Annotated in this window: 22 protein-coding genes; 5 read left to right on the top strand and 17 right to left on the bottom strand. The window is 72.1% G+C overall.

Annotated features, from left to right (window positions below):
* Positions 1-176, top strand: a 176-nt coding sequence (locus tag B1L11_RS45770; RefSeq protein ID WP_143737650.1) for a glycoside hydrolase family 15 protein, incomplete at its 5' end; no start/stop codon positions are given.
* Here B1L11_RS45770 and B1L11_RS30435 read toward each other — a convergent pair.
* From B1L11_RS30435 to B1L11_RS55310, 4 genes are all read right to left on the bottom strand, one after another.
* The gene (locus B1L11_RS30435; RefSeq protein ID WP_079318795.1) at positions 158-1,051 is read right to left on the bottom strand and encodes a GNAT family N-acetyltransferase; all 894 of its coding nucleotides are present in this window, start codon (positions 1,049-1,051) and stop codon (positions 158-160) included. The genes B1L11_RS45770 and B1L11_RS30435 overlap by 19 nt on opposite strands.
* Positions 1,052-1,105: 54 nt before the next feature.
* Positions 1,106-2,011: a hypothetical protein gene (locus B1L11_RS30430; protein ID WP_239108870.1), complete on the bottom strand. Its 906-nt coding sequence runs from the start codon at positions 2,009-2,011 to the stop codon at positions 1,106-1,108.
* A gap of 43 nt (positions 2,012-2,054) precedes the next feature.
* Entirely contained in the window at positions 2,055-3,017 is a 963-nt protein-coding gene (locus B1L11_RS30425; protein ID WP_079318779.1) for an LD-carboxypeptidase, read from the bottom strand.
* Positions 3,018-3,421: 404 nt separating this feature from the next.
* Positions 3,422-3,739 (bottom strand): hypothetical protein, encoded by a 318-nt coding sequence (locus B1L11_RS55310; RefSeq protein ID WP_372974746.1) that lies wholly within the window; start codon positions 3,737-3,739, stop codon positions 3,422-3,424.
* 33 nt (positions 3,740-3,772) lie between these two features.
* On the opposite strand from B1L11_RS55310, the gene B1L11_RS52335 reads away from it, so the two are divergent.
* Positions 3,773-3,928: a hypothetical protein gene (locus B1L11_RS52335; RefSeq protein ID WP_256863025.1), complete on the top strand. Its 156-nt coding sequence runs from the start codon at positions 3,773-3,775 to the stop codon at positions 3,926-3,928.
* Positions 3,929-3,955: 27 nt separating this feature from the next.
* Here the strand turns inward: B1L11_RS52335 and B1L11_RS30415 are convergent, their stop codons facing one another.
* The 5 genes from B1L11_RS30415 to B1L11_RS30395 all read right to left on the bottom strand — a co-directional run bounded on the left by B1L11_RS30415 (position 3,956) and on the right by B1L11_RS30395 (position 9,865).
* Positions 3,956-5,842 carry an ABC transporter ATP-binding protein gene (locus B1L11_RS30415; protein WP_079318777.1) on the bottom strand — a complete coding sequence of 629 codons (1,887 nt, stop codon included), beginning with the start codon at positions 5,840-5,842 and terminating at the stop codon, positions 3,956-3,958.
* A gap of 102 nt (positions 5,843-5,944) precedes the next feature.
* Positions 5,945-6,736, bottom strand: a complete 792-nt coding sequence (locus B1L11_RS30410) for an enoyl-CoA hydratase/isomerase family protein (protein ID WP_079318775.1) — start codon at positions 6,734-6,736, stop codon at positions 5,945-5,947.
* Between the two features lie 265 nt (positions 6,737-7,001).
* Positions 7,002-7,217, bottom strand: coding sequence for a helix-turn-helix domain-containing protein (locus B1L11_RS30405; protein ID WP_030507271.1), 216 nt, complete (start codon positions 7,215-7,217; stop codon positions 7,002-7,004).
* Positions 7,218-7,332: 115 nt separating this feature from the next.
* Entirely contained in the window at positions 7,333-8,931 is a 1,599-nt protein-coding gene (locus B1L11_RS30400; RefSeq protein WP_079318791.1) for an ABC-F family ATP-binding cassette domain-containing protein, read from the bottom strand.
* Positions 8,932-9,079: 148 nt separating this feature from the next.
* Entirely contained in the window at positions 9,080-9,865 is a 786-nt protein-coding gene (locus tag B1L11_RS30395) for an acVLRF1 family peptidyl-tRNA hydrolase (RefSeq protein WP_079318773.1), read from the bottom strand.
* 117 nt (positions 9,866-9,982) lie between these two features.
* On the opposite strand from B1L11_RS30395, the gene B1L11_RS30390 reads away from it, so the two are divergent.
* Both B1L11_RS30390 and B1L11_RS30385 read left to right on the top strand, forming a co-directional pair.
* Complete coding sequence (locus B1L11_RS30390) at positions 9,983-11,380, top strand: EAL domain-containing protein (protein WP_256863024.1); 1,398 nt, start codon at positions 9,983-9,985, stop codon at positions 11,378-11,380.
* A 164-nt stretch (positions 11,381-11,544) separates the two neighbouring features.
* The gene (locus tag B1L11_RS30385; RefSeq protein WP_079318771.1) at positions 11,545-12,537 is read left to right on the top strand and encodes an aldo/keto reductase; all 993 of its coding nucleotides are present in this window, start codon (positions 11,545-11,547) and stop codon (positions 12,535-12,537) included.
* Positions 12,538-12,552: 15 nt separating this feature from the next.
* Here the strand turns inward: B1L11_RS30385 and B1L11_RS30380 are convergent, their stop codons facing one another.
* The 8 genes from B1L11_RS30380 to B1L11_RS30345 form a co-directional block, all read right to left on the bottom strand.
* Positions 12,553-13,158 carry a response regulator transcription factor gene (locus B1L11_RS30380; RefSeq protein WP_079318769.1) on the bottom strand — a complete coding sequence of 202 codons (606 nt, stop codon included), beginning with the start codon at positions 13,156-13,158 and terminating at the stop codon, positions 12,553-12,555.
* Positions 13,155-14,324 (bottom strand): sensor histidine kinase, encoded by a 1,170-nt coding sequence (locus B1L11_RS30375; protein ID WP_079318767.1) that lies wholly within the window; start codon positions 14,322-14,324, stop codon positions 13,155-13,157. The genes B1L11_RS30380 and B1L11_RS30375 overlap by 4 nt, the downstream gene beginning before the upstream one ends.
* 81 nt (positions 14,325-14,405) lie before the next feature.
* Complete coding sequence (locus B1L11_RS30370) at positions 14,406-15,143, bottom strand: ABC transporter permease (protein WP_079318754.1); 738 nt, start codon at positions 15,141-15,143, stop codon at positions 14,406-14,408.
* A gap of 2 nt (positions 15,144-15,145) precedes the next feature.
* On the bottom strand, positions 15,146-16,030 hold the full coding sequence (locus tag B1L11_RS30365; protein ID WP_079318752.1) for an ABC transporter ATP-binding protein: 885 nt from the start codon (positions 16,028-16,030) through the stop codon (positions 15,146-15,148).
* Positions 16,031-16,151: 121 nt separating this feature from the next.
* Positions 16,152-16,718 (bottom strand): hypothetical protein, encoded by a 567-nt coding sequence (locus tag B1L11_RS30360; RefSeq protein ID WP_143737649.1) that lies wholly within the window; start codon positions 16,716-16,718, stop codon positions 16,152-16,154.
* Positions 16,719-16,773: 55 nt separating this feature from the next.
* Positions 16,774-17,619: an ATP phosphoribosyltransferase gene (gene hisG, locus B1L11_RS30355; protein WP_079318748.1), complete on the bottom strand. Its 846-nt coding sequence runs from the start codon at positions 17,617-17,619 to the stop codon at positions 16,774-16,776.
* A 60-nt stretch (positions 17,620-17,679) separates the two neighbouring features.
* Entirely contained in the window at positions 17,680-17,943 is a 264-nt protein-coding gene (locus B1L11_RS30350; protein WP_030507281.1) for a phosphoribosyl-ATP diphosphatase, read from the bottom strand.
* 140 nt (positions 17,944-18,083) lie between these two features.
* Positions 18,084-19,049, bottom strand: coding sequence for an acetylxylan esterase (locus B1L11_RS30345; RefSeq protein ID WP_079318735.1), 966 nt, complete (start codon positions 19,047-19,049; stop codon positions 18,084-18,086).
* A gap of 332 nt (positions 19,050-19,381) precedes the next feature.
* Between B1L11_RS30345 and B1L11_RS30340 the strand changes: the two genes are divergently transcribed.
* Complete coding sequence (locus B1L11_RS30340) at positions 19,382-20,638, top strand: extracellular solute-binding protein (protein WP_079318733.1); 1,257 nt, start codon at positions 19,382-19,384, stop codon at positions 20,636-20,638.
* Positions 20,639-20,705 lie beyond the last annotated feature (67 nt).

Genomic DNA, 20,705 nt, shown 5'->3' with positions numbered 1-20,705 from the left:
ACGACGCCGTCGAACTCTTCGAACGCCTCATCGCCCTCACCAACGACGTCGGCCTCCTCGCCGAGGAATACGACCCCAGGACACGCCGCCAACTCGGCAACTTCCCCCAGGCGTTCACCCACATCCACCTGATCCGCACGGCGCAGGCGCTGGCCCGTCACGCCGAACGGCGGTAGCCGAGGCTCCTGGCGCACTCGCGGAACCCGAGCGACCGGTACAGCCGGGCGGGCACCGGATAGGCGTCGTCGCCGCGCGGGCTCACCACGGCCCGCCGTGCGCCCGCCCGCCGCGCCGCCTCCAGCGCGGCCAGGCAGACGGCCCGCGCGAGGCCGCGCCGGCGGTGGCCCGGCGCGGTGCCGGCCGGTTCGATCCGGGCGGCCCGGTTGGCCTCGTCCAGCCAGACCAGGCAGAACGCCGCGGCGCTCCCGTCCGGCGCCTCGGCGATCCAGTCCAGGTCCGGCCGGTACGGCCAGGCCCGCCGGACCGCGCGGTAGCTCTCCTCGGTCACCCTCGACGGATGGAACGCCGCCCGGTGCGCGGCGACGCGCTGGGGGACGTCGGCGTCGCCCACCGCGCGCAGGCGGTATCCGGCGAGCGGGCTCGGCTCGGACAGGCCGTCGTCCAGGTCCATGACCATGTGCAGGAAGAAGGGCCCCTCGGCCGTACGGCGGTAGCCGTGCCGGTCGAGCGCCGGGAACAGGTGCGTCTCGGTGCTGGAGACCGTGACCGTCCGGGCCGGTCCGGGTGCTGTCGCAGGCGCTGTCGCCGCGAACCAGTCCAGGACCTCGCCGGCCAGTGAGGGGTGCCGCGGATCTGCCGCCAGACCGAGGTGGCCGGAATCGGCCCACCCCCAGGCCGCGGTCGCGTCACCGGCGGCCCAGAGCATGGTCGGCCACTCGTGCTCCCTGCCCGTGTGCTGGAAGCGTTCCCACGCCAGGTCGCCGACGTGCCAGGCCGCCCCGGGCGACCACAACCGGGCGGCGAGATCCTGCATCGCCCACAGGTCATCCACCCCGGCGTACGGCCTGCGGTCGAAGCGCGCGCTCGTCATGCCGGCCAGTCTCACCCCGGCCGGCGTCCCCCCGCACCCGATTTCCGGCGCGGGCTACTGCTGGCCGGCGATGCGGGCGAGGAGCCGGGCGAACTCCGGCGGCGGCGCGACGACCAGCCTGGTCTGCCCGTCGTGGCTGATGAGGTCGGCCTGGATGCGGGTCAGCTTGCCCCGGCGCCACCAGTACACATGGGGGCTCAGCCCGTCGGGCCGGCCGGCGTGCTCACGGTGGGCGAAGATGCGCAGGCGCTCGATCGCCCGGACCACGCCGATGCCGGCCACCGGGTGCACCGCGACCATGCCCCGGTGCGGCAGCACGGCGAGCATGCCGTCCTCGGGCACGTCCATGTACGCCGTCAGGCGGCGCAGGTGGGCCGCCGCGCTGGGCGCGGTCAGCAGCGACACCTCGGTCCCGGCGAGGTCGAGCCGCGACACGGTGGGCCGCTCGTCGGTCAGGGCGTTGCCGATGGCCACGTCGAGCGCCTCGGCCGGCGGGATCGGCCAGCAGAACGCCTCCTCCGGCCGCACCGGACGGGCGCCGATGGTCAGCACCTCGATCAGGTCGGCGCTGAGGTGGCGGCCGATGATACGGGAGGGGTCGGGGAAGGCGGGGTCGTCGGCGGCGTGCACCCGGGTGCGCAGCAGCGGCTTGATCGGCGTGAGGTTGCAGGCGTCGAACGGCTCGCCCGACACGGCGTGGGCCAGGTGCTCGGAGACGAGCATCGGCCAGTCCTCGCGGGCGCGGCGCGCGGCCTCCCGGCGCAGGCCGACGAGGTTCACCACCCGCTCACGCTCGGGCGAGGTCAGCGTCAGCGACGTGCCGTCGGCCGCGAACGCGCAGGTATAGCCCATGGTCTCGGCGACCAGGGCCAGCAGGGAGTCGAGATCGACGTCCTCGACGGCTCTCGGGGCGGGATGGTCCGGCCGCGTCCGGCTGAGCAGTCGCCGCAAGAGTCCCAACGCACCATCCCTTCGCCACGGCCCGGGCGCATCCGGGCGCGTCTCAGGTTGCCGCGTCAGAGTCGCGGAAGGTGCCCGCGACAGAGCACGATTCGGTCACAATAGTCACATTCGTCTCCAACCACATCGGCAACTGTGGTGCGCCGTGGCCCACGGGCAGGCCCGCGACGGTCGGCACGCCCAGCGGAGCCAGGAGTTCGGCCAGCATGGGCAAGGGATCGCCGCAGTCCACCCACGATCCCAGCACGATGCCCGCCACTCCGTCGAGACACCCGGCCTGCAGCAGTTGCGTCACCATGCGGTCGATCCGGTACGGCTCCTCGGTGACGTCCTCCAGCAGCACGATACGGTCCCGCGCGCGCAGCGCGTACGGCGTGCCGCACAGGGCGGCGAGCAGGGCGAGGTTGCCCCCGGTGAGCCGGCCCTCGGCCCGCCCCGGCACGATCACCCGGTCGCCCGTGATCGGGGCGGGCGTGCCGCCCTCGAACAGGGCCTCCTTCAGGTGAGCGAAGGTGACCGGCTCGGGCCCCTCCGGATCGCTGATCGTCGCGCAGGCCGGCATCGGCCCGAACAGCGTCGCCAGGCCCAGCCGGTCGGCGAAGGCCCGGTGCAGCGCGGTGATGTCGCTCGACCCGAGCAGGATCTTCGGACCGGCAGCCGCCATGGCGTCCCAGTCGAGCAGCCCGAGCAGCCGGGTGGTGCCGTAGCCGCCCCTGGCGCAGACGACCGCCGCCACCCCGGGATCGCACCACGCGTCCTGGAGGTCGGCCGCCCGTGCGGCGTCCGGACCGGCCAGGTAGCCCTCCCGCGCGAGGATCGACGCCCCGTGCACGACCCGCAGCCCGAGCCCGGTCAGGACCTCGGTGCCGCGCTCGAGCCGTACGGGATCGACGGGGCCGGCCGGTGCGACCAGCGCGACGGTGTCGCCGGGCCGCAGCCGCCGGGGCAGGCTCGGGACCGTTACCGAGGCGTCACCGCCCGCCCCGCCGGGGAAGCGCTCGCTCACCCTTCAAAGGGTGTCAGACTTAGCGGTATCTATGCGACCTCCGACGCACATCCTCGTGGTCAACGGTGTCAAGGTCCGCCGTCCGGTGTTCGTTATCGCGGCGCCGCACTCCGGCGCGGACCTGCTGGGCCGTGCCCTCAAGCGCTCGCCCGGCTTCCACGTGACCATGGGCAGGGGCCCGGTGGCCCGGGTCGTCTACGCCTTCGCCAGGAGGCCGTCGATCGCCCGCAGCGGCGGCGCCCCGCAGGTGCTGCGCGACGTGCTGGCGGAGCGTGGCAGGTGGTCCCGGCGGCGTGCGCGGAGTGCACGGCCGCCTGCAGGGAGGCGGGCGGCATCGTCGGCGCGGGGCCCTGCGTCGGGCCGGGCACGCTGTCCCGGTTCGGCGACGCCAGCCCCGACCTGCTCTACAGTGCGCCGGTGCTGCTGCGGGCGTTCCCCGACGCCCGGCTCATCCAGATCATCCGCGACGGCCGTGACGTGGTCGCCGACATGCTCGCCGACCCCGCCTGCATGACCTGGGTCAAGCCCCACATGCTGAGCGAGGACGCCGAGTTTCCCAACCCGTTCCTCGGCGTGCGCTCCGCCGAGCATCGCGAGCGCTGGGCCGGGATGCCGCCCGCGGGCAAGTGCGCCCTGCGCTGGCGCGGCGCCGTACGGCTGAGCGCCGCCCTGCGGCGCGAACTGCCCGGCGAGCACCTGCTCACCCTGCGGTACGAGGACATGGTGGCCTCGCCGGGAGGAGGCCATAGGGCGCGGTGTCGTCTTCCTGGAGGCCAAGGTCTCCACGATCGCGCTGTACGGCGCGACGATCCCCCCGGCCGGGAAGCTGGCGCAGGCGGCTGTCGGCCGAGGACGCCGAACTGGTCGAGAAGGTGGCCAGGGAGGAGCTCACCCGCCTCGGCTACCGCTGAACCGTCATCCCGGGCGGTCCCGGCCCTTCAGGAGCCGTCCTGGCCCGGGCCGGTGAACTGGGTGCGATACAGCTCGGCGTACGCGCCGCCTCGCTCCAGCAGCTCCTCGTGCCGGCCGCGTTCGACGACCTGGCCGTCCTCGACCACCAGGATCGTGTCGGCCTCGCGGATGGTCGACAGCCGGTGGGCGATCACCAGCGACGTCCTGCCCCGCAGGGCGGTCTTCAGCGCCTGCTGCACCGCGGCCTCGGACTCCGAGTCCAGGTGGGCGGTGGCCTCGTCGAGCACCACCACCCGCGGCGCCTTCAGCAGGAGCCGGGCCAGGGCGATGCGCTGCTTCTCCCCTCCCGACAGCCGGTAGCCGCGGTCGCCGACGACCGTCTCCAGCTCCTCGGGCAGGTTCTTCACCAGGTCGGCGATCTGGGCCGCGCGCAGGGCCTCCCAGACCTCCTCGTCGGTCGCCTCGGGACGGGCGTAGCGGAGGTTGTTGCCGATCGTGTCGTGGAACAGGTGGGCGTCCTGCATGACCACTCCCACCGTGTCCCTGATGCCGTCGAGGGTGGCGTCGCGGACGTCCACGCCGTTGATCCGCACGGTTCCCTCGTCCACGTCGTACAGCCGCGACACGAGTTGGGTGATGGTCGTCTTGCCCGCGCCCGAGTGGCCGACGAGCGCCACCAGCTCGCCCGGGTGCGCGGTGAACGACACGCCCTTGAGCACCTCCTGCGAGGGCCCGGTGTCCGGGCGGGCCACCGACTCGAGCGAGGCCAGCGACACCTCGGAGGCGGCCGGATAGCGGAAGCGGACGTCGTCGAACTCGATCGTGACCGGCCCCTCGGGGATCGGCCGCGCGTCCGGCTTCTCGGCGACCATCGGCTTGAGGTCGAGCACCTCGAAGACCCGGTCGAAGCTCACCAGCGCGGTCATCACGTCCACGTGGACGTTCGACAGGCTGGTCAGCGGGCCGTACAGGCGCATGAGCAGGGACGACTGGGCGACGAGGGTGCCGAGCGCGAAGGCTCCGGAGATCGCGAGCGCGCCCCCGAGTCCGTAGACGAGCGCGGTGGCCAGCGCGGCGACCAGGCCCAGCGCGATGCGGAACACCGCGCCGTACATGGCGACGATCACGCCAACGTCGCGGACCCGGCCCGCGCGCTCCGCGAAGTGGGCCGCCTCGTCGTCCGGCCTGCCGTACAGCTTGGCGACCATGGCCCCGGCGACGTTGAACCGCTCGGTCATCACCGAGCTCATCTCGGCGTCGAGCTGCATCTGCTCGCGGGTCAGCGCGGACATCCGGCGGCCGACCCACTTGGCCGGGAAGATGAAGATCGGCAGCAGCACCAGCGCGACCAGCGTGACCTGCCACGACAGCACGAGCATGGTGCCGAGCACCATGACCAGGCTGATGACGTTGGACACCACCGACGACAGGGTGCTGGTGAGGGCCCGCTGCGCCCCGATGACGTCGCTGTTCAGCCGGGAGACCAGTGCGCCGGTCTGGGCGCGCATGAAGAAGGCGACCGGCATGCGCTGCACGTGGTCGAAGACCTCGGTGCGCAGGTTGTAGATCAGGCCCTCGCCGATGCGCGCGGAGTACCACCGCTGCAGCAGGCCGAGCCCGGCGTCCAGCACCGCGAGCGCCCCGATCGCCACGGCGAGCCACACCACCACGTCGACCCGCTTGGGGGCGATGCCGTAATCGATGATCGCCTTCATCAGCAGCGGGTTGGCGACCACGATGACCGCGTCGACCACGACCAGCGCGAGGAACCCGGCGATCTGGGCGCGGAACGGCCGGGCGTAGCCGGCGATGCGCCGGACGGTCCCCGGCGCGAGCCGCTCCTTCGTCACGGAGCTGTCACGCCGTAAGGACCGCATCACCTGGAGACCGTAGCCCCCGTTCATCATCGACATATGCCGTACATCCTCCCAGCCGTGCAGCGGTGGGAGGACTCCCCCGATTCCCCCGTCAGCTCGAAGCGAACAGCACGTATCAGTTCGCCCCGGACACCGACCTTAGTTCGACGCGAACAGTGCCCGGATGCGCGTCACCTGCTCGGCCCGCTCGGCGGCGGCCTGCTCCTCCAGCGTGCGTCCCGGCGCGGCCTGCAGCAGCCTCTTGGTGGCGGCCGCGGCGGCGCGGTCGGTCGCCAGCAGCGCGGCGGCCAGGTCCTGTACGGCCTGGGCCAGCTCGGACGCGGGCACCGCGATCTCGGCCAGGCCGAGCCGTACGGCTTCGGCGGCCCCCACGGTACGCGCGGTCAAGCACATCTCGATGGCCCGGGGAACCCCCACGATGTCGGCCAGGGGCTTGGTCCCGGTCAGGTCGGGAACCAGCCCCAGCGCGGGCTCCTTCATGCAGAACTTCACGTCGTCGGCGACGACACGCAGGTCGCACGCGAGTGCGAGCTGGAAGCCCGCCCCGATCGCGTGGCCCTGCACGGCCGCGATCGACACGATCTCCGGCCTGCGCAGCCACAGGAAGCCCTTCTGGGCCTCGGCGATGCGCTGCTCGAACTCGGTGTCGCCGAGCGCCGCGGCGCTCGCGAACGATCCCTGCCCGGGCACCCCCTCAGGTGTGAACATACGCAGGTCGATCCCGGCTGAGAAGGACGGCCCCTCGCCTCTGACCACGACCACTCTCACCTGCTCCGGAAGGGTCTCCCCGATCCGGGCCAGGGCCGACCATGTCGCGAACGTCTGAGCGTTGCGCTTGTCCGGCCGGTCCAAAGTGACGGTCGCGATCTCGCCGTCCACCTCGAAGCGCAGTCCGACCTCGGCCGGCGCGGCCGCCGAGATCGTCGACACATCGGAGCCGTCGCCCGTTTCAGGGGCGTGCTCCAGATTCCCCCCCCATTGCCGCTTCCGCCATGCCCTGCTCCTGCGTCCGGTGCGGAGCGACGTCGCCTCGCACGGCCGGTCCGGTGCGGCGCACCGTCCGTGCCGGGCGTCCGCCCTCCTGTTTCATCCCGCGGTCGCGCCCGAGCTTACCGAATATCGTTCTGGCGAGTCGGACGCGACCGCTCCTCCTGCAGGAACGAGCGGCTGCGGTCGCGCGTCTTGAGGTGGATCTCTAGCGCTTGGACTTGCCCCGGGTCGCGCCGCCGCGCCCGCGCAGAGTCACCCCGGACTCGCTCAGGATGCGGTGGATGAACCCGTACGACCGGCCGGTGGAAGCAGCCAGAGCGCGGATGCTCTCACCCGCGGAATAGCGCTTCTTGAGATCAGCGGCCAGCTTTTCCCGGTCGGCCCCGGTCACCCGGGTGCCCTTCTTCAGAGTCTCGGCCACGAGTACCTCCTGTAGTGCCAGACTTCCGCAGCGTTACTTCAGCCCATGATCAGTCATTTCGACGGGATCGGCTACCTACTCCGCGGGAAAAGATCCCTACCCGCTCAAATTAAGATCAGGCAAGCGCCACAAGATCGGAAAATTCGTCGCTCCATGCGTCTTCTACTCCGTCTGGCAACAGAATCACCCTATCCGGCTTCAGCGCCTCCACGGCTCCCTCGTCGTGCGTGACCAGCACAATCGCGCCCGTGTAGGAGCCGAGGGCCGCCAGCACCTGATCGCGGGACGCCGGATCGAGGTTGTTGGTGGGCTCGTCGAGCAGCAGCACGTTGGCGCTCGACAGCACCAGCGTCGCGAGGGCGAGACGGGTCTTCTCGCCGCCGGACAGGACCCCAGCGGGCTTGTCCACGTCGTCGCCGGTGAACAGGAACGACCCCAGCACCTTGCGCAGGTCGACGTCGGCCAGGTCGGGCCCGGCCGACCGCATGTTCTCCAGGACCGTGCGCTCGGGGTCGAGCGTCTCGTGCTCCTGCGCGTAGTAGCCGAGCTTGAGCCCGTGGCCGGGCACGACCTCGCCGGTGTCGGGCTTCTCGATGCCGCCGAGCAGGCGCAGGAGGGTGGTCTTGCCCGCGCCGTTCAGGCCCAGGATGACGATGCGCGAGCCCCGGTCGACCGCGGCGTCGACGTCGGTGAACACCTCCAGCGAGCCGTACGACTTGGACAGGCCGCGGGCCGTCAGCGGGGTCTTCCCGCAGGGCGCGGGGTCGGGGAAGCGCAGCTTGGCCACGCGGTCGGAGCGCCGCTCACCCTCGACGCCGGACAGCAGCCGCCGCGCGCGCCGCTCCATGTCCTGGGCCGCCTTGGCCTTGGTGGCCTTCGCCCGCATGCGGTCGGCCTGGGACAGCAGGGCGGACGCCTGCCGCTCGGCGTTGGCCCGCTCCCGCTTGCGCCGCTTCTCGTCGGTCTCCCGCTGGGCGAGGTAGGCCTTCCAGCCGACGTTGTAGGTGTCGATGACGCAGCGGTTGGCGTCGAGATGGAGCACCCGGTTTACCGTCGCATCAAGAAGGTTTACGTCATGGCTGATGATCACCAAGCCGCCCTGGTGCGAGCGCAAAAAATCACGAAGCCAGCCGATCGAGTCCGCATCGAGGTGGTTTGTCGGCTCGTCAAGCAGGAGAGTCTCCGCTCCGGAGAACAGGATGCGGGCCAGTTCCACCCGCCGTCGCTGGCCGCCGGACAGGGTCTCCAGCGGCTGGCCGAGGACCCGGTCGGGCAGCCCGAGGCTGGAGGCGATCGAGGCCGCCTCCGACTCGGCGGCGTAGCCGCCGAGGACGTGCAGGCGGTCCTCCAGGCGGCCGTACGCGCGCACCGCCCGGTCGCGTACGCGCTGGTCGTCGGCCGCCATGCCGGCCTCGGCCTCGCGCAGTTCGCGGAGCACGTCGTCGAGGCCGCGGGCCGACAGGATCCGGTCGCGCGCCAGCACGCTCAGGTCGCCGGTGCGGGGGTCCTGCGGCAGGTAGCCGACGCTGCCGGAGATCGTGACCGTGCCCGCGGCGGGCAGGCCCTCTCCCGCCAGCACCTTGGTGAGGGTGGTCTTGCCGGCCCCGTTGCGGCCGACCAGACCGATCTTGTCGCCCGGGTTCACCCGGAACGAGGCGCCCTCGATGAGCAGGCGCGAGCCGGCGCGAAGTTCGATGTCAGAAGCAATGATCATGATGAAGGGGACACTCCCGTAGGTGATGAGGTCGGGATCGGCACCGGGAGCGATCAATCGGGAGTGCGCATGGGCTCAAGTGTAGTGCCGCCGCGTCCATCGCCGCCTGCGGTGAAACCCCGCCCGCGCCCCGCCGCCGCGAGGCCGGTCAGGGATCGAGCAGGCGGATCCGTACGGCGCGGAACAGTGCGGGGGTGCCCTCCAGGACCGTCAGCCGGGGGTCGGGGACGGTGAGGAAGGGACCGGCCTCCAGGGCGAACAGCGGCGCGAGGCGCCGGTCGGCCCTGATCTCGTCGATCGAGCGCCGGTCCCCGCCGAGCACGACGGCCTCCAGGTCCGCGAGCCTCGGCAGGAGCACCCGGGCGGCCACGTCGGCGGCGGCCCGCAGCGCCTCGGCCGACTGCTTGTCCCTGCGCCGGGCGAAGCGCTGCTGCGACCACCCGCCCGCCGCGCTGCGCCCGTGGACCTGGCGCGAGCCGACCTTGCCGGTGACGAGGCGGGAACCGGTGAAGACGCCGGCGGCGTACCCGCCGAGCCGGGCCAGCAGCACGCCGACGGTCCGCTCACGGCACACGTGGGCCACCAGCGCCGCCGCGGGCGGAGGAAGACGGAACTCGCCCTCGCGCCCGCCGTCTCCCCCGCTCCCGTCATCGCGCGCGCCGTCGCAAGGCGCCGCCGGCTGCGGCGCCACGCGGGCGGGCTCCGATGATGGGGACGACGAGCGCGGCGACGGCACCGGCGAGGAGCGCAGCGGCGGGAACGGCACGTGGCACTCGGCGACCGCGCCGTCGGCGGCGTCGAGACGGACCAGGTCCGGCAGGACGACGGCCTCGACCGCGCCGTGCCACTCGGCGAAGCGCGCGATCCATCCGGCGAGCCGCTCTGGGGCAACCGAGGTCCATCTGCCGCCTCCCGCGGCGGGCCGTGCCGTCACGGCTGATCAGCCTACTCGTGCACCGTCTGTCGGATTCCGTCCAACTGACGGGGAAATATAGGTGAATTTCCTCCTGCGGACGTCAACGTCGGTGGCCCGGAGTCCCACAATTCAATCGTGTCGCTCCCCTCCCCCTCGGCGGCGCCGCTCGCCGCGACCCCTCAGAGCGTCCCGGCGCCCGGCCCGGCCCCGGCGACCCCGTTCCCCCCGGCCAGCGCGCGGGAACACGGCCCGGCGGGCACCGTGCGGGAGCACGGCCCGGCGAACGTCGTGTGGGAACACGGCCCGGCCGACGTCGTGCCGGAACACGCCCCGGCCACCATGGTGCGGAGGTACACCCCGGCGGCCGCCGCCCAGCCGTACGACCCGCGCGCCTACGCGCCCGCGGCTCCCGTGCCCGGCTTCCCCGGCCCGGCCGCACCGCTCTTCCTCCCGGTGGTCGACCTCGACACCGGCGGCGCCGTGGCCATCGAGGTGATCGCCGAGGGCGCCTCCTCCGGCGCCCCGGGCGTGGCGGGCACGGTGAACGGCGTGCTGGCCGCCGCCCGCGAGGAGGCCCTGCTGCCGCTGGTCCTGCCGATCTCCGCCGCCGCCGTGGCCGGGGGCTCGGCCGGCCTCGCGCCGCTGCACGAGGCGATGCGCATGTGCAACCGGCGCCCGCGCGAGGTCATCCTCGTGATCGAGGGCGATCACGCGCCCGTGGAGCGTACGGCCCTGCTGTCCGGGATCGACGGGCTGCGCGCGGTGGGTTACCTCATCGCGTTCGGCGGCATCGGCACCGCCGCGCTGCCGCTCGACCTGCTCGCCGACGCCTCGCCGTACGTGATCGCGCTGTCCGCCGACCTGGTGGCGCGGGGGCCGCGCGATCCCCGGCGCGGCGCGCTCGCGGAGTCGCTGGTCCGCCTGGCGCGCGGCGTCGGCGCGCACGTGCTCGCCCCGGGCGTGCGGGACGAGGCGCAACTGGCGGCCGTACGCGGCTGGGGCATCCGGCTCGCGCAGGGTCCCCTGCTGGCGCCGTCCGACTGGCGGCCCTCCCACGGGTACAACCGCGTCCACGTGCCGCTGCCGGTGCCGGAGGCGGCCGCCGTCAACGCGGCGCTGGGCCCCCGGGTGCAGGAGTTCCTGCTTCCCGCGGTGACGCTGCCCGCCGGGTCGACGGCCGAGGAGGTGGTCGCCGTGCTGAGCGCCGAGCCGTCGATCACGAGTGTGATCCTCGTGGACGAGTACCAGCGCCCGCAGGGCAGCATCGACCGCAGCCGGTTCCTGCTCTTCATGGCCGGGGCGTACGGCCACGCGCTGCACGCGAAGAAGCCGGCCGGCCGCCTGGCGGACCCCGCGAAGATCGTGGCGAAGACGACTCCCGTGATCGCGGCCATGCAGGTGGCGGGGCGGGACAACGCCCGCGTGTACGACGACCTCGTGGTGGTCGACGAGGTCGGCAGGTGCATGGGCGTCGTCCGGGTCGGCGACCTGCTGCGGCACGCCGCCGACCTCCAGGCGCAGCCGGCCCGCTGAGCCCGCCGCGGGACCACGGCCGGGAGCGCGTCCCGCCTTCTTCACGGGCGATGCGTACGGCCGCGTCGCCGCTTGCCGCAAACTTGCAACACTTATGTGGCAGGTTGTAGCTTCACTGCGTCTTGATTGATGCGACTAGTGACGCCCCTGAGAGGGAGAAACACGTGGAGTACACCCGCCTCGGCCGCAGCGGCCTGTCGGTGTCCCGGCTCGTCCTCGGCACCATGAACTTCGGGTCGCGTACGTCCGAAGAGGACAGTCACGCGATCATGGACCGTGCGCACGAGCACGGCCTCAACTTCTTCGACACGGCCGACGCGTACGGCGCGCAACAGGGCGAAGGCGTCACCGAGCAGATCATCGGCCGCTGGTTCGCCAAGGGCGGCGACCGGCGCGACAGGACCGTGCTGGCCACCAAGGTCTACCAGCCGATGGGGAGCCGGCCCAACGAACGGTTCCTGTCCGCCCTGCACATCCGGCGCGCCTGCGAGGCGTCGCTCAGGCGGCTGCGCACCGACCACATCGACCTGTACCAGATGCACCACATCGACCGGAGCACGCCGTGGGAGGAGATCTGGGAGGCGTTCAGCGTCCTTCGCCAACAGGGAAAAGTGCTCTACTTCGGCTCGTCCAACTTCGCCGGGTGGCACATCGCTCAGGCGCAGGAGGCCGCGCGGTCCCGGCACTTCCTCGGGCTCGTCAGCGAACAGTCCATCTACAACCTGATGTCGCGCTGGGCCGAGCTGGAGGTGCTGCCCGCCGCGCGGCACTACGGGCTGGGGGTGATCCCATGGTCGCCGCTGCACGGCGGAGTGCTCAGCGGCGTCCTGCGCAAGCAGCGTGAAGGGGTCGCCGGCCGCAGCGGCTCGGGGCTCTGGGCCGCCGCGCTGGCCGAGCACCGGGACTCCGTCGAGGCGTACGAGAAGTTGTGCGCCGACATCGGCGAGGACCCGGCCCACGTCGGACTGGCATGGCTGCTCGCGCAGGACGGCGTGACCGGGCCGATCGTCGGGCCGCGGACGGTCGAGCAGCTCGACGGCTCGCTGCGCGCACTGAGGATCACGCTCGACGACGGTATGCTCGCCAAGCTGGACGAGCTCTTCCCGTCCCCCGGGCCCAACGGAGCCAGGCCCGCGCCCGAGGCGTACGCCTGGTGACCGCGCCCTGCCCCGCTAGAGCCAGCCCTGCGCCTGGGCCTTCTGGACGGCCTCGATGCGGTTGCGCGCGCCGGTCTTCTGGATGGCCGCCGACAGGTAGTTGCGCACCGTGCCCTCCGACAGGTGCAGCCGCAGCGCGATGTCGTTGATCGTCGAGCCGTCCGCGGCGGCGGACAGCACGTCGCGCTCGCGCGGCGACAGGGGGTTCGGGCCGGCGCTGAGCGCGGCGGCGGCCAGCCCCGGGTCGATCACCCGCTCGCCCCGCAGCACCCGCCTGATCGCGGCGGCCAGTTCGCTCGCGGGGCTGTCCTTCACCAGGAAGGCCACCGCCCCGGCCTCCATCGCGCGGCGCAGGTAGCCGGGCCTGCCGAAGGTCGTGAGGATCACCACCCGGCACCCGGGGACCCGGCGGCGCAGCTCCTCGGCGGCGGCGATCCCGTCCCTGCCGGGCATCTCGATGTCGAGCAGCGCGATGTCCGGCCTGGTCGCCTCGGCGACGGTGATCACCTCGTCGCCGTTCGCCGCCTCTCCGACCACCTCGATGTCGGGCTCCAGGCCGAGCAGGGAGGCGAGCGCTCCCCGCACCATGCTCTGGTCCTCCGCAAGCACGACCCTGATCACTTGCCCAACCTATCCGCGATCATCTCCGCCGTACGGTCCGGGGGCGGCGCAACCGCGATCCGCACCCGGAACCCCCGCTTGCCGGCCGCGACCTCCAGGTTCCCGCCCGCCGCGCGCACCCGCTCGCCGAGCCCGGCGAGGCCGTTGCCCGGCTCGTACGCACCGCCGCGGCCGTTGTCGCCGATCTCCAGCACCGCGCCCTCCTCGCCGTACGACACGTCGATCTCGCAGCGGGTGGCGCCGGAGTGCCGTACGACGTTGGTGGTGGCCTCGCGTACGGCCCAGGCGAACAGGCCGTCGAGGTCCTCGGGCAGCGGGGTGCCGCGGGTGCGCACGGTGAGGGCGACGCCGGCGGTGCCCAGCGCCGACCTGGCGCCGTCGATCTCCTCCGACAGGCGGCGCCGGCGGTATCCGCTGACAGCCTCGCGCACCTGGGCCAGCGCCTGCCGCGCCACCGACTCGATGTCGGCCACCTCGCCTGCGGCCTTCGGCGAGCCCTGCTCGCCCAGGCGGCGGGCCAGCTCGCTCTTCAGCACGATGAGCGAGAGGCTGTGCCCCAGCAGGTCGTGCAGGTCGCGGGCGATCCGCAGCCGCTCCTCTGTGGCGGCCAGCCTGGCGACCTCGCTCTGCGCCTGCCTGAGCTGGACGACGAGGACGCGGGTGTTGCGGACGCTCATGAACAGCACGCCGAGCGTGACGACCTGCAGCACGAGCGCCCACACCGTGCCGTCGTCGGCGCCCATGACCTTGCCCTCGGCGACGACGAGCGCGGCCATGGCCGCGACCCCCAGCAGGGCGCGGCGGGGCGGCAGTCCCATGGCGTAGGCGACCACCAGATAGACCGGCAGGGTCAGCCAGGAAGGGCTCCGGAACAGCAGCGGGAAGACGGCCCCCATCACCGTCGCGACGCCGAGCAGGGGGAACGTCCACCGGGGATGGTCGTCGAGGGCGCGCGGCCCCAGCACGACCGTCAGGTAGACGGCCACGAAGACCGCGAGCGCGGCCATCCACCAGACCGCCCGCGCGCCGGTCACCGTGCCGTCGACCACCTCGGACACCGGGTAGAAGAGGTAGATCAGGCCCAGCGACATGCCCATCAGGCGCCTCAGGCGGGAGGGACGGTCGTCCATCCCGCCGAAGGTGAACACTCTGGCCAGCCGACTCATCCCGCTGTCCCTCCGAACGTGGTGATGTCAGGCGCGCACTGTGACACGTGTCCGATCAGGCGCACTGTGACACGTGTCCGATCAGGCGCGCACTGTGGCACGACGGTAGGCGACGAGAGCCAGCGCCACCAGGGCCACCCCCCAGACGAGGATGCCGGCCGCGTCGGCCGTGTGCGGGGTCTCGCCCGCCGCGATCCGCCACCCGATGCGCGCGTAGTCGTACGACGGGGTCACGTGGGCGATGCTCTTCATGGCCGCGGGCATCATGCTCTCGGGGAACCAGAGCCCGCCGAGCAGGGCCAGCCCGAACATCCCGATCATGGCGACGGGCTGCGCGGTGTCGGGCGGCAGCAGGGAGCCGATCGCCAGGCCGAGCGCCGCGAAGGGGATCGTGCCCGCCCACATCGCCAGGATCAGCTCCACCCACCGCACCGGCGACAGCGACACGTGCTGGGTCAGCACGGCGGCCAGTCCGACCAGCAGCAGCGACGGCAGGACCAGCAGCAGCGAGGAGACCAGCTTCGTCAGGATGATCGCCCGGCCGGGCAGCGGGGTGATCTGGAGCTGCCGCAGCCAGCCGCTGTGCCGCTCCTGCGACCACGGCACGGCCGTCGACATCATGGCGGCGGCCAGCGCGCCGTACGCGGCCATCGAGACCATCAGCAGGACGCTGCCGCGCAGCCCGGTGGCCTGGTCGGACTCCGATCCCCACAGATTGGAGTAGAGGAGGTAGAACCCGACGGGGAAGGCGACCACGAAGATGACGTAGCGCTTGTTGCGCAGCATCCGCAGCAGTTCGACCTTGATGTAGTGCCGCATCGTCAGGCCTCCTTGGTGAGGGCGAGGAAGGCGTCCTCCAGGTCGGCCCCGTGGAGCTGGAGGTCGCGGATGTCGAGGGTGGTCTTGCGATACAGCGCGGCGACGGTGGCGTCGAGGTCGGTGGTGCGCAGCGTGACCCGGCCGCCCTGGAGTTCCACGCCGGTCGTCCCGGGCAGGGCGTCGAGCCCGGCGACCGGCTGCTCGCCCAGCAGGAAGCTCACCGCCTGACCGGCGACCCCGGCCTTGATCTCGGCGGCGCTGCCGTCGGCGACGACCCGGCCTCGGGCGATCACGACGACCCGGTCGGCGTTCTCGTCGGCCTCCTCCAGGTAGTGGGTGGCGAACAGGATCGTCCGGCCCCGCGCGGCGTACGCCCGCATGTTGTCCCAGAACGTACGGCGGGACTCGACGTCCATGGCCGCGGTCGGCTCGTCGAGCAGCAGCAGCCTCGGCCCGCCCGCGATCGCCAGCGCGAACCGCACCCGCTGGGTCTGCCCGCCGGACAGCCGGTCGGCCCGCCGGCGGGCGAGCTCGGTGAGGTCGGCGAGCCGGAGGATCTCCTCCAGCGGCAGCGGGCGGGGGTAGAGCCGCCGGACGAAGTCCACGGTCTCGGCCACGGTCAGCTCGGGGATCAGCGCGCCCTCCTGGAGCATCGCGCCGATCTCCCCGTTGGCGACCGCCGTCTCCGGCGGCTCGCCGAAGACCCGGATCTCGCCGGAGCTGGGCCGCAGCAGGCCGAGCAGCATGTTGATCGAGGTGGACTTCCCGGCCCCGTTCGGCCCGAGGAGGGCGACCGTGGCGCCGACCGGGACCTCCAGGTCGAGGCCGTCGACCGCGAGCACGTCCCCGTATCTCTTGGTGACGTCGGTGAAGGCGATGGCGTTCATGCCCTCACGGTAGGGATCGGGCGGGTCCGCCTGTCAGTGCCGCGTCTCCGGCCTTCGCGATGACATTTGTCATCCGCCTCCCTCCCCCGTACGAGAGGGGAGGGAGGAAGCACAGGGGTCGTCAGGCCACTCGTCTCAGGTCCATCTGGAAGTTCTGCCGCCAGGTGACGCCGCCGTCGAGGGTGTACTCACCGACCTCGTGCCACGTTCTGCCGGTGAAGCGCAGGGTGTACCGGATGGTGGGCCCCCCGGTGTGGAGGCTCCACTGGAAGAAGTGGTCGCCGACCACGGGCACGGACTCGGTGACGTGCCCCTGGGAGAACGCCTCCCACCGGTACTGCCCGGTCTCGTCGCTGTAGCCGACGACCGCGAGCGCGGTGTCCACGATCCTGCCCGGATCGGCCTTGTCCCGCCCCTGGCCCTCCACCGTGAGCACCTGGCCGCCCGCCTTGTAGGCCACCTTCTCGGTCTGGAGGAACTCCTGCCGGCCGGAGGCGGTGTCGACCCATCCCGAACCGGCCCATCGACCGACCATGAAATCGAGCCTGCGGATCGCGTCGAGTTGCGTCGCGGGGACCTCCGCCGCCCCCGCACTGGTCGCCGAGTGCTCCGCCGCGACGGCGGGCGCGCCCGCCGCGAGGGTGAGCGCGCAGATCAACGGCACCAGCAGACGTTGTAATCGCATCATGACGCGATCTTGACACAGGGCGCGCCACGGTGACAGCGGGTCGAGAGAGCCTGGTTCAGAGGCGGCAGGCGAAGATGGCGGTGACGAGGATCGCCTTGGCGCCGATCTCCCAGAGCTGGTCCATCACCTGCTGGTGGCCCTTGCGCGGGACCATCGCCCGCACGGCCACCCAGCCCTCGCGGTGGAGCGGGGAGACGGTCGGCCCCTCCATGCCGGGGGTGATGGCGATGGCCTCGTCGATGCGCTCGGCCCGGATGTCGTAGTCGATCATGACGAAGTCGCGGGCCACGATCACGCCCTGCAGGCGGCGGATGAGCTGCTGGAACCCGTTGGCCTCGGGCGCGCCGGCCCGCTTGATCAAGACGGCCTCGGAGTGCGCGATGGGCTCGCCGAACACCTCCAGGCCGACGTTGCGCAGCGTCGTGCCGGTCTCCACCACGTCGGCGACCGCGTCGGCGACGCCGAGCCTGATCGCCGTCTCGACCGCGCCGTCGAGCTTGATGACCCGGGCGTCCACGCCCTGGTCGGCCAGGTACTTGCCGAGCAGCCCGGCGTACGAGGTGGCGATGCGCAGGCCGGACAGGCCGGAGACGCCGGAGTAGGCGCCCGGCGTGGAGGCGAAGCGGAACGTCGACCGGCCGAACCCGAGCGGCATGACCTCCTCGGCGGGGGCGCCGGAGTCGAAGAGCATGTCGCGGCCGGTGATCCCGGCGTCGAGGGTGCCCTCGCCGACGTAGACGGCGATGTCGCGCGGGCGGAGGAAGAACAGCTCGCAGGAGTTCTCGGAGTCGACGACCACGAGCTCCTTGCTGTCCCTCCGCTGGCGGTAGCCCGCCTCCTTCAGCATGGTCTGGGCGGCCTCGGAGAGCGCGCCCTTGTTCGGTACGGCGATGCGCAGCATGAGTGGGAGATCCTTTCGGGCAAGAACGAGGTCGATGAACGATCCGGGCCGCCGTGGCGGCTACAGATGCTTGTAGACCTCGTCCAGCCCGATCCCGCGCGCCAGCATCAGGACCTGGACGTGGTAGAGCAGCTGCGAGATCTCCTCGGCCGCCCGGTCCGCCGACTCGTGCTCGGCCGCCATCCAGCTCTCCGCGGCCTCCTCGACGACCTTCTTGCCGATGGCATGGACGCCGGCGTCCAGGGCGGCCACGGTGCCGGACCCCGCGGGCCGGGTGCGCGCCTTCTCTGCCAGCTCGGCGTACAGCTCTTCGAAGGTCTTCATGGTCTCTCTCGGGTCGTGTGCCTGCGCGTTCAGGGTATCGGCCCCAGGGTAGTCGCGGGGGCGGGCCGCCGCGCCCCGCGTCCACCCTGCGAGATCGGGTCCCCCGCCAGGGCCCCTGCTCGGGCCCGGCGAGATCGGATTCAGCCGAGGATCTTCCTGGCCAGCCTGAGCAGCTCGAGCGCCTGCTGCGACTCCCCGCCCTCGTGGCCGTTGAACGGCCAGACCGTGATGTCCTTGGGGCCCGCGTAGTGGTTGTAGGCCCCGAAGACCGTCGAGGCCGGGGTGACGCCGTCGCGCAGGGCGACGGAGAACCGGGCGGGCGTGCGGGCCCGCGCCGCGAAGTGCAGTCCGTCGAAGTAGTCGAGGGTCGCGAAGATGTCCTCCACCCGGGTCCTGTGGATCCCGCAGAACCGGCCCAGCTCGCCGTACGGGTCCTCGTCGGTGATCTCGACGGCGCGCCGGATGTCGCACATGAACGGCACGTTGACGAACGCGTAGGCGAGGTCCGGCACGAGCGCGGCGGCGGCCAGCGCCATGCCGCCGCCCTGGCTGCCGCCGGTCACGACGACCCGCCCGGCGTCCACCAGGGGGTGCGACCTGGCCGCCTCGACCGCGCGCACGACGTCGGCGTAGAGCCGCCGGTAGTAGTAGTCGTCCCGGTCGAACACGCCCTGGGTGAGCTTGCCGGGGATCTGCGCGCCGTTGCCGCCCACCGGGTCGGGGGTGTCCCCCGAGCGCCAGGTGCCGCCCTGCCCGCGGGTGTCCATCACGAACGTCGCGTATCCGGCGGCCGGCCACAGCAGCCAGTCGTGCGGCCGGCCGCGCCCGCCGCCGTACCCGATGAACTCCACCACGCATGGCAACGGCCCCGACGCGCCCGCCGGCGCGATGAACCACCCCTTGATCGGATGCCCGCCGAATCCCGCGAACGTCACGTCGGCCACGTCCACCAGCGCGAGGTCGGCCTCGTACGGCTCGAAGACGGGGTTCAGGTCGTGCGCGCGGGCCTCGGCCAGCGTGCGGTCCCAGAACGCGTCGAAATCGGCCGGCTCCCGGCGCTCGGGCACGTACGCGCGCAACTGGTCGAGGGGCATGTCGACGAACATGGGGGCTCCCGTGGGGATGGTGGGCCTGGCTCGTGTACGCCGCAAGGTTACACAAGTGCCCTGTTTCATACTTCTGACCCGGTTAAGAGTCGTACGCCGGAATCCACCGCGCCACCAGCAACCCCACTGACCTGCGAAATCACGTACCGAACGGCGTGACGTCCGGATTGACGGGATGAAACGCCCTCTTGAAACTAATCCGGTTTAGTGCTGGACTCTGCACGAATTCCAAGCGTGGGAGGTGCGCCGCGCGGACACGGCCTCGCGGCGGGCCGCCTCTCGGGGGGCGCGACATGTCAGTCGATCACTTTCCGTAGAGATCGGAGACGTCCATGCGACGAACGACGGCGGCCACCTGCGCCGCCCTGATCGCCGCCCTCGGCGCGGGCTGCGCCACCAGCGGCACGCCGGAGACCAAGCAGGCGGACGCGAACGCCCCCGCCGGCATCACGTGGTGGTCCACCGGGGGCGACGACGAGAGCGCGGCCTTCCAGAAGGCCGCCGACCTGTACACGAAGTCGCACCCCAACGTGACGATCAAGGTGCAGACGCTGAGCTGGGACGACGCGTACGCGAAGCTGCTCGCGGCCTCGACCAGCCGCAGCGGGCCCGACATCATCTCCGGCGGCATGACCTGGACCATCCAGTTCGGCCTGCGCGGCGGCATGGTCGACCTGCGCAAGTACGGCATCGAGCAGCTCCAGGCCAAGGCGCAGCCCGCCCAGTGGAAGTCGGCCGTCTCCCCCGACGGCACCGTCTACGGCATCCCGCTCGACATGTCCACCGAGGCGCTCTACTACCGGACCGACCTGTTCGAGAAGGCCGGGCTCAAGGAGCCGCCCAAGACCTGGGACGAGCTGACCGCCGACATCGAGAAGCTCAAGAAGTCGGGGGTGAAGACGCCGATCAGCATCGACTGGGGCAACCTCGACTGGATCGGCTACTTCAACTTCCTCTACCAGGCCGGCGGCAGCTTCTACACGCCGGACTGCAAGCCCTCGCTGAACACCCCGCAGGCCGAGCAGGCGCTGTCGTACTGGATCGACCTGTACCGCAAGCACGGCGCTCCGAAGGACACGGTGACGACCCCGGACGCGCTCGACGCGGGCACCGCGATGGTCTACGGCGGCAACTGGAACGCCCTCGCCATCGACACCAGCAAGCCCAAGCTGAAGGGCAAGTGGGCGATCGCCCCGCTGCCGGTCGGCCCGGCGGGGCCCACGACCTTCATCGGCGGCCGGGCCGTCGGAGTCACGTCCTACAGCAAGCACATCCAGCAGGCGGCGGACTTCGTGAAGTTCCTCTACACCGACGAGGCCGTCGACGCGGTGTCGGCGGAGTCGAAGGCCCGCAACGTCGCCTACATCCCGCCCCGCCCGGACAAGGTCGCCGACTCCCCGTTCACTCCGGAGCACTCGGCGGTGTTCGCGGAGATCATCAAGACCGGTGCGGCGGCGCCCGGGTGTCCCGGCTGGGACGAGAGCGCCTCCGACGTGGCCAAGCAGCTCCAGGCCGCGATCCTCGGCAAGGCCGACGTGAAGACGGCGCTGGCCGAGGCCGCCAAGGTCATGGAGCGCAACGCCGGATAGGGACGGCCGTGGCTCGCCGGTGACGCCTGACCCCTCACCGGCCGCGGCCTCCGTCCTCCACACCTGC

This window comes from Microbispora sp. GKU 823 (genome assembly GCF_002027145.1).
Lineage (GTDB): Bacteria > Actinomycetota > Actinomycetes > Streptosporangiales > Streptosporangiaceae > Microbispora > Microbispora siamensis.
The sequence above is the reverse complement of the archived record's forward strand: the minus strand, read 5'-3'. Positions and strand labels throughout refer to the sequence as shown.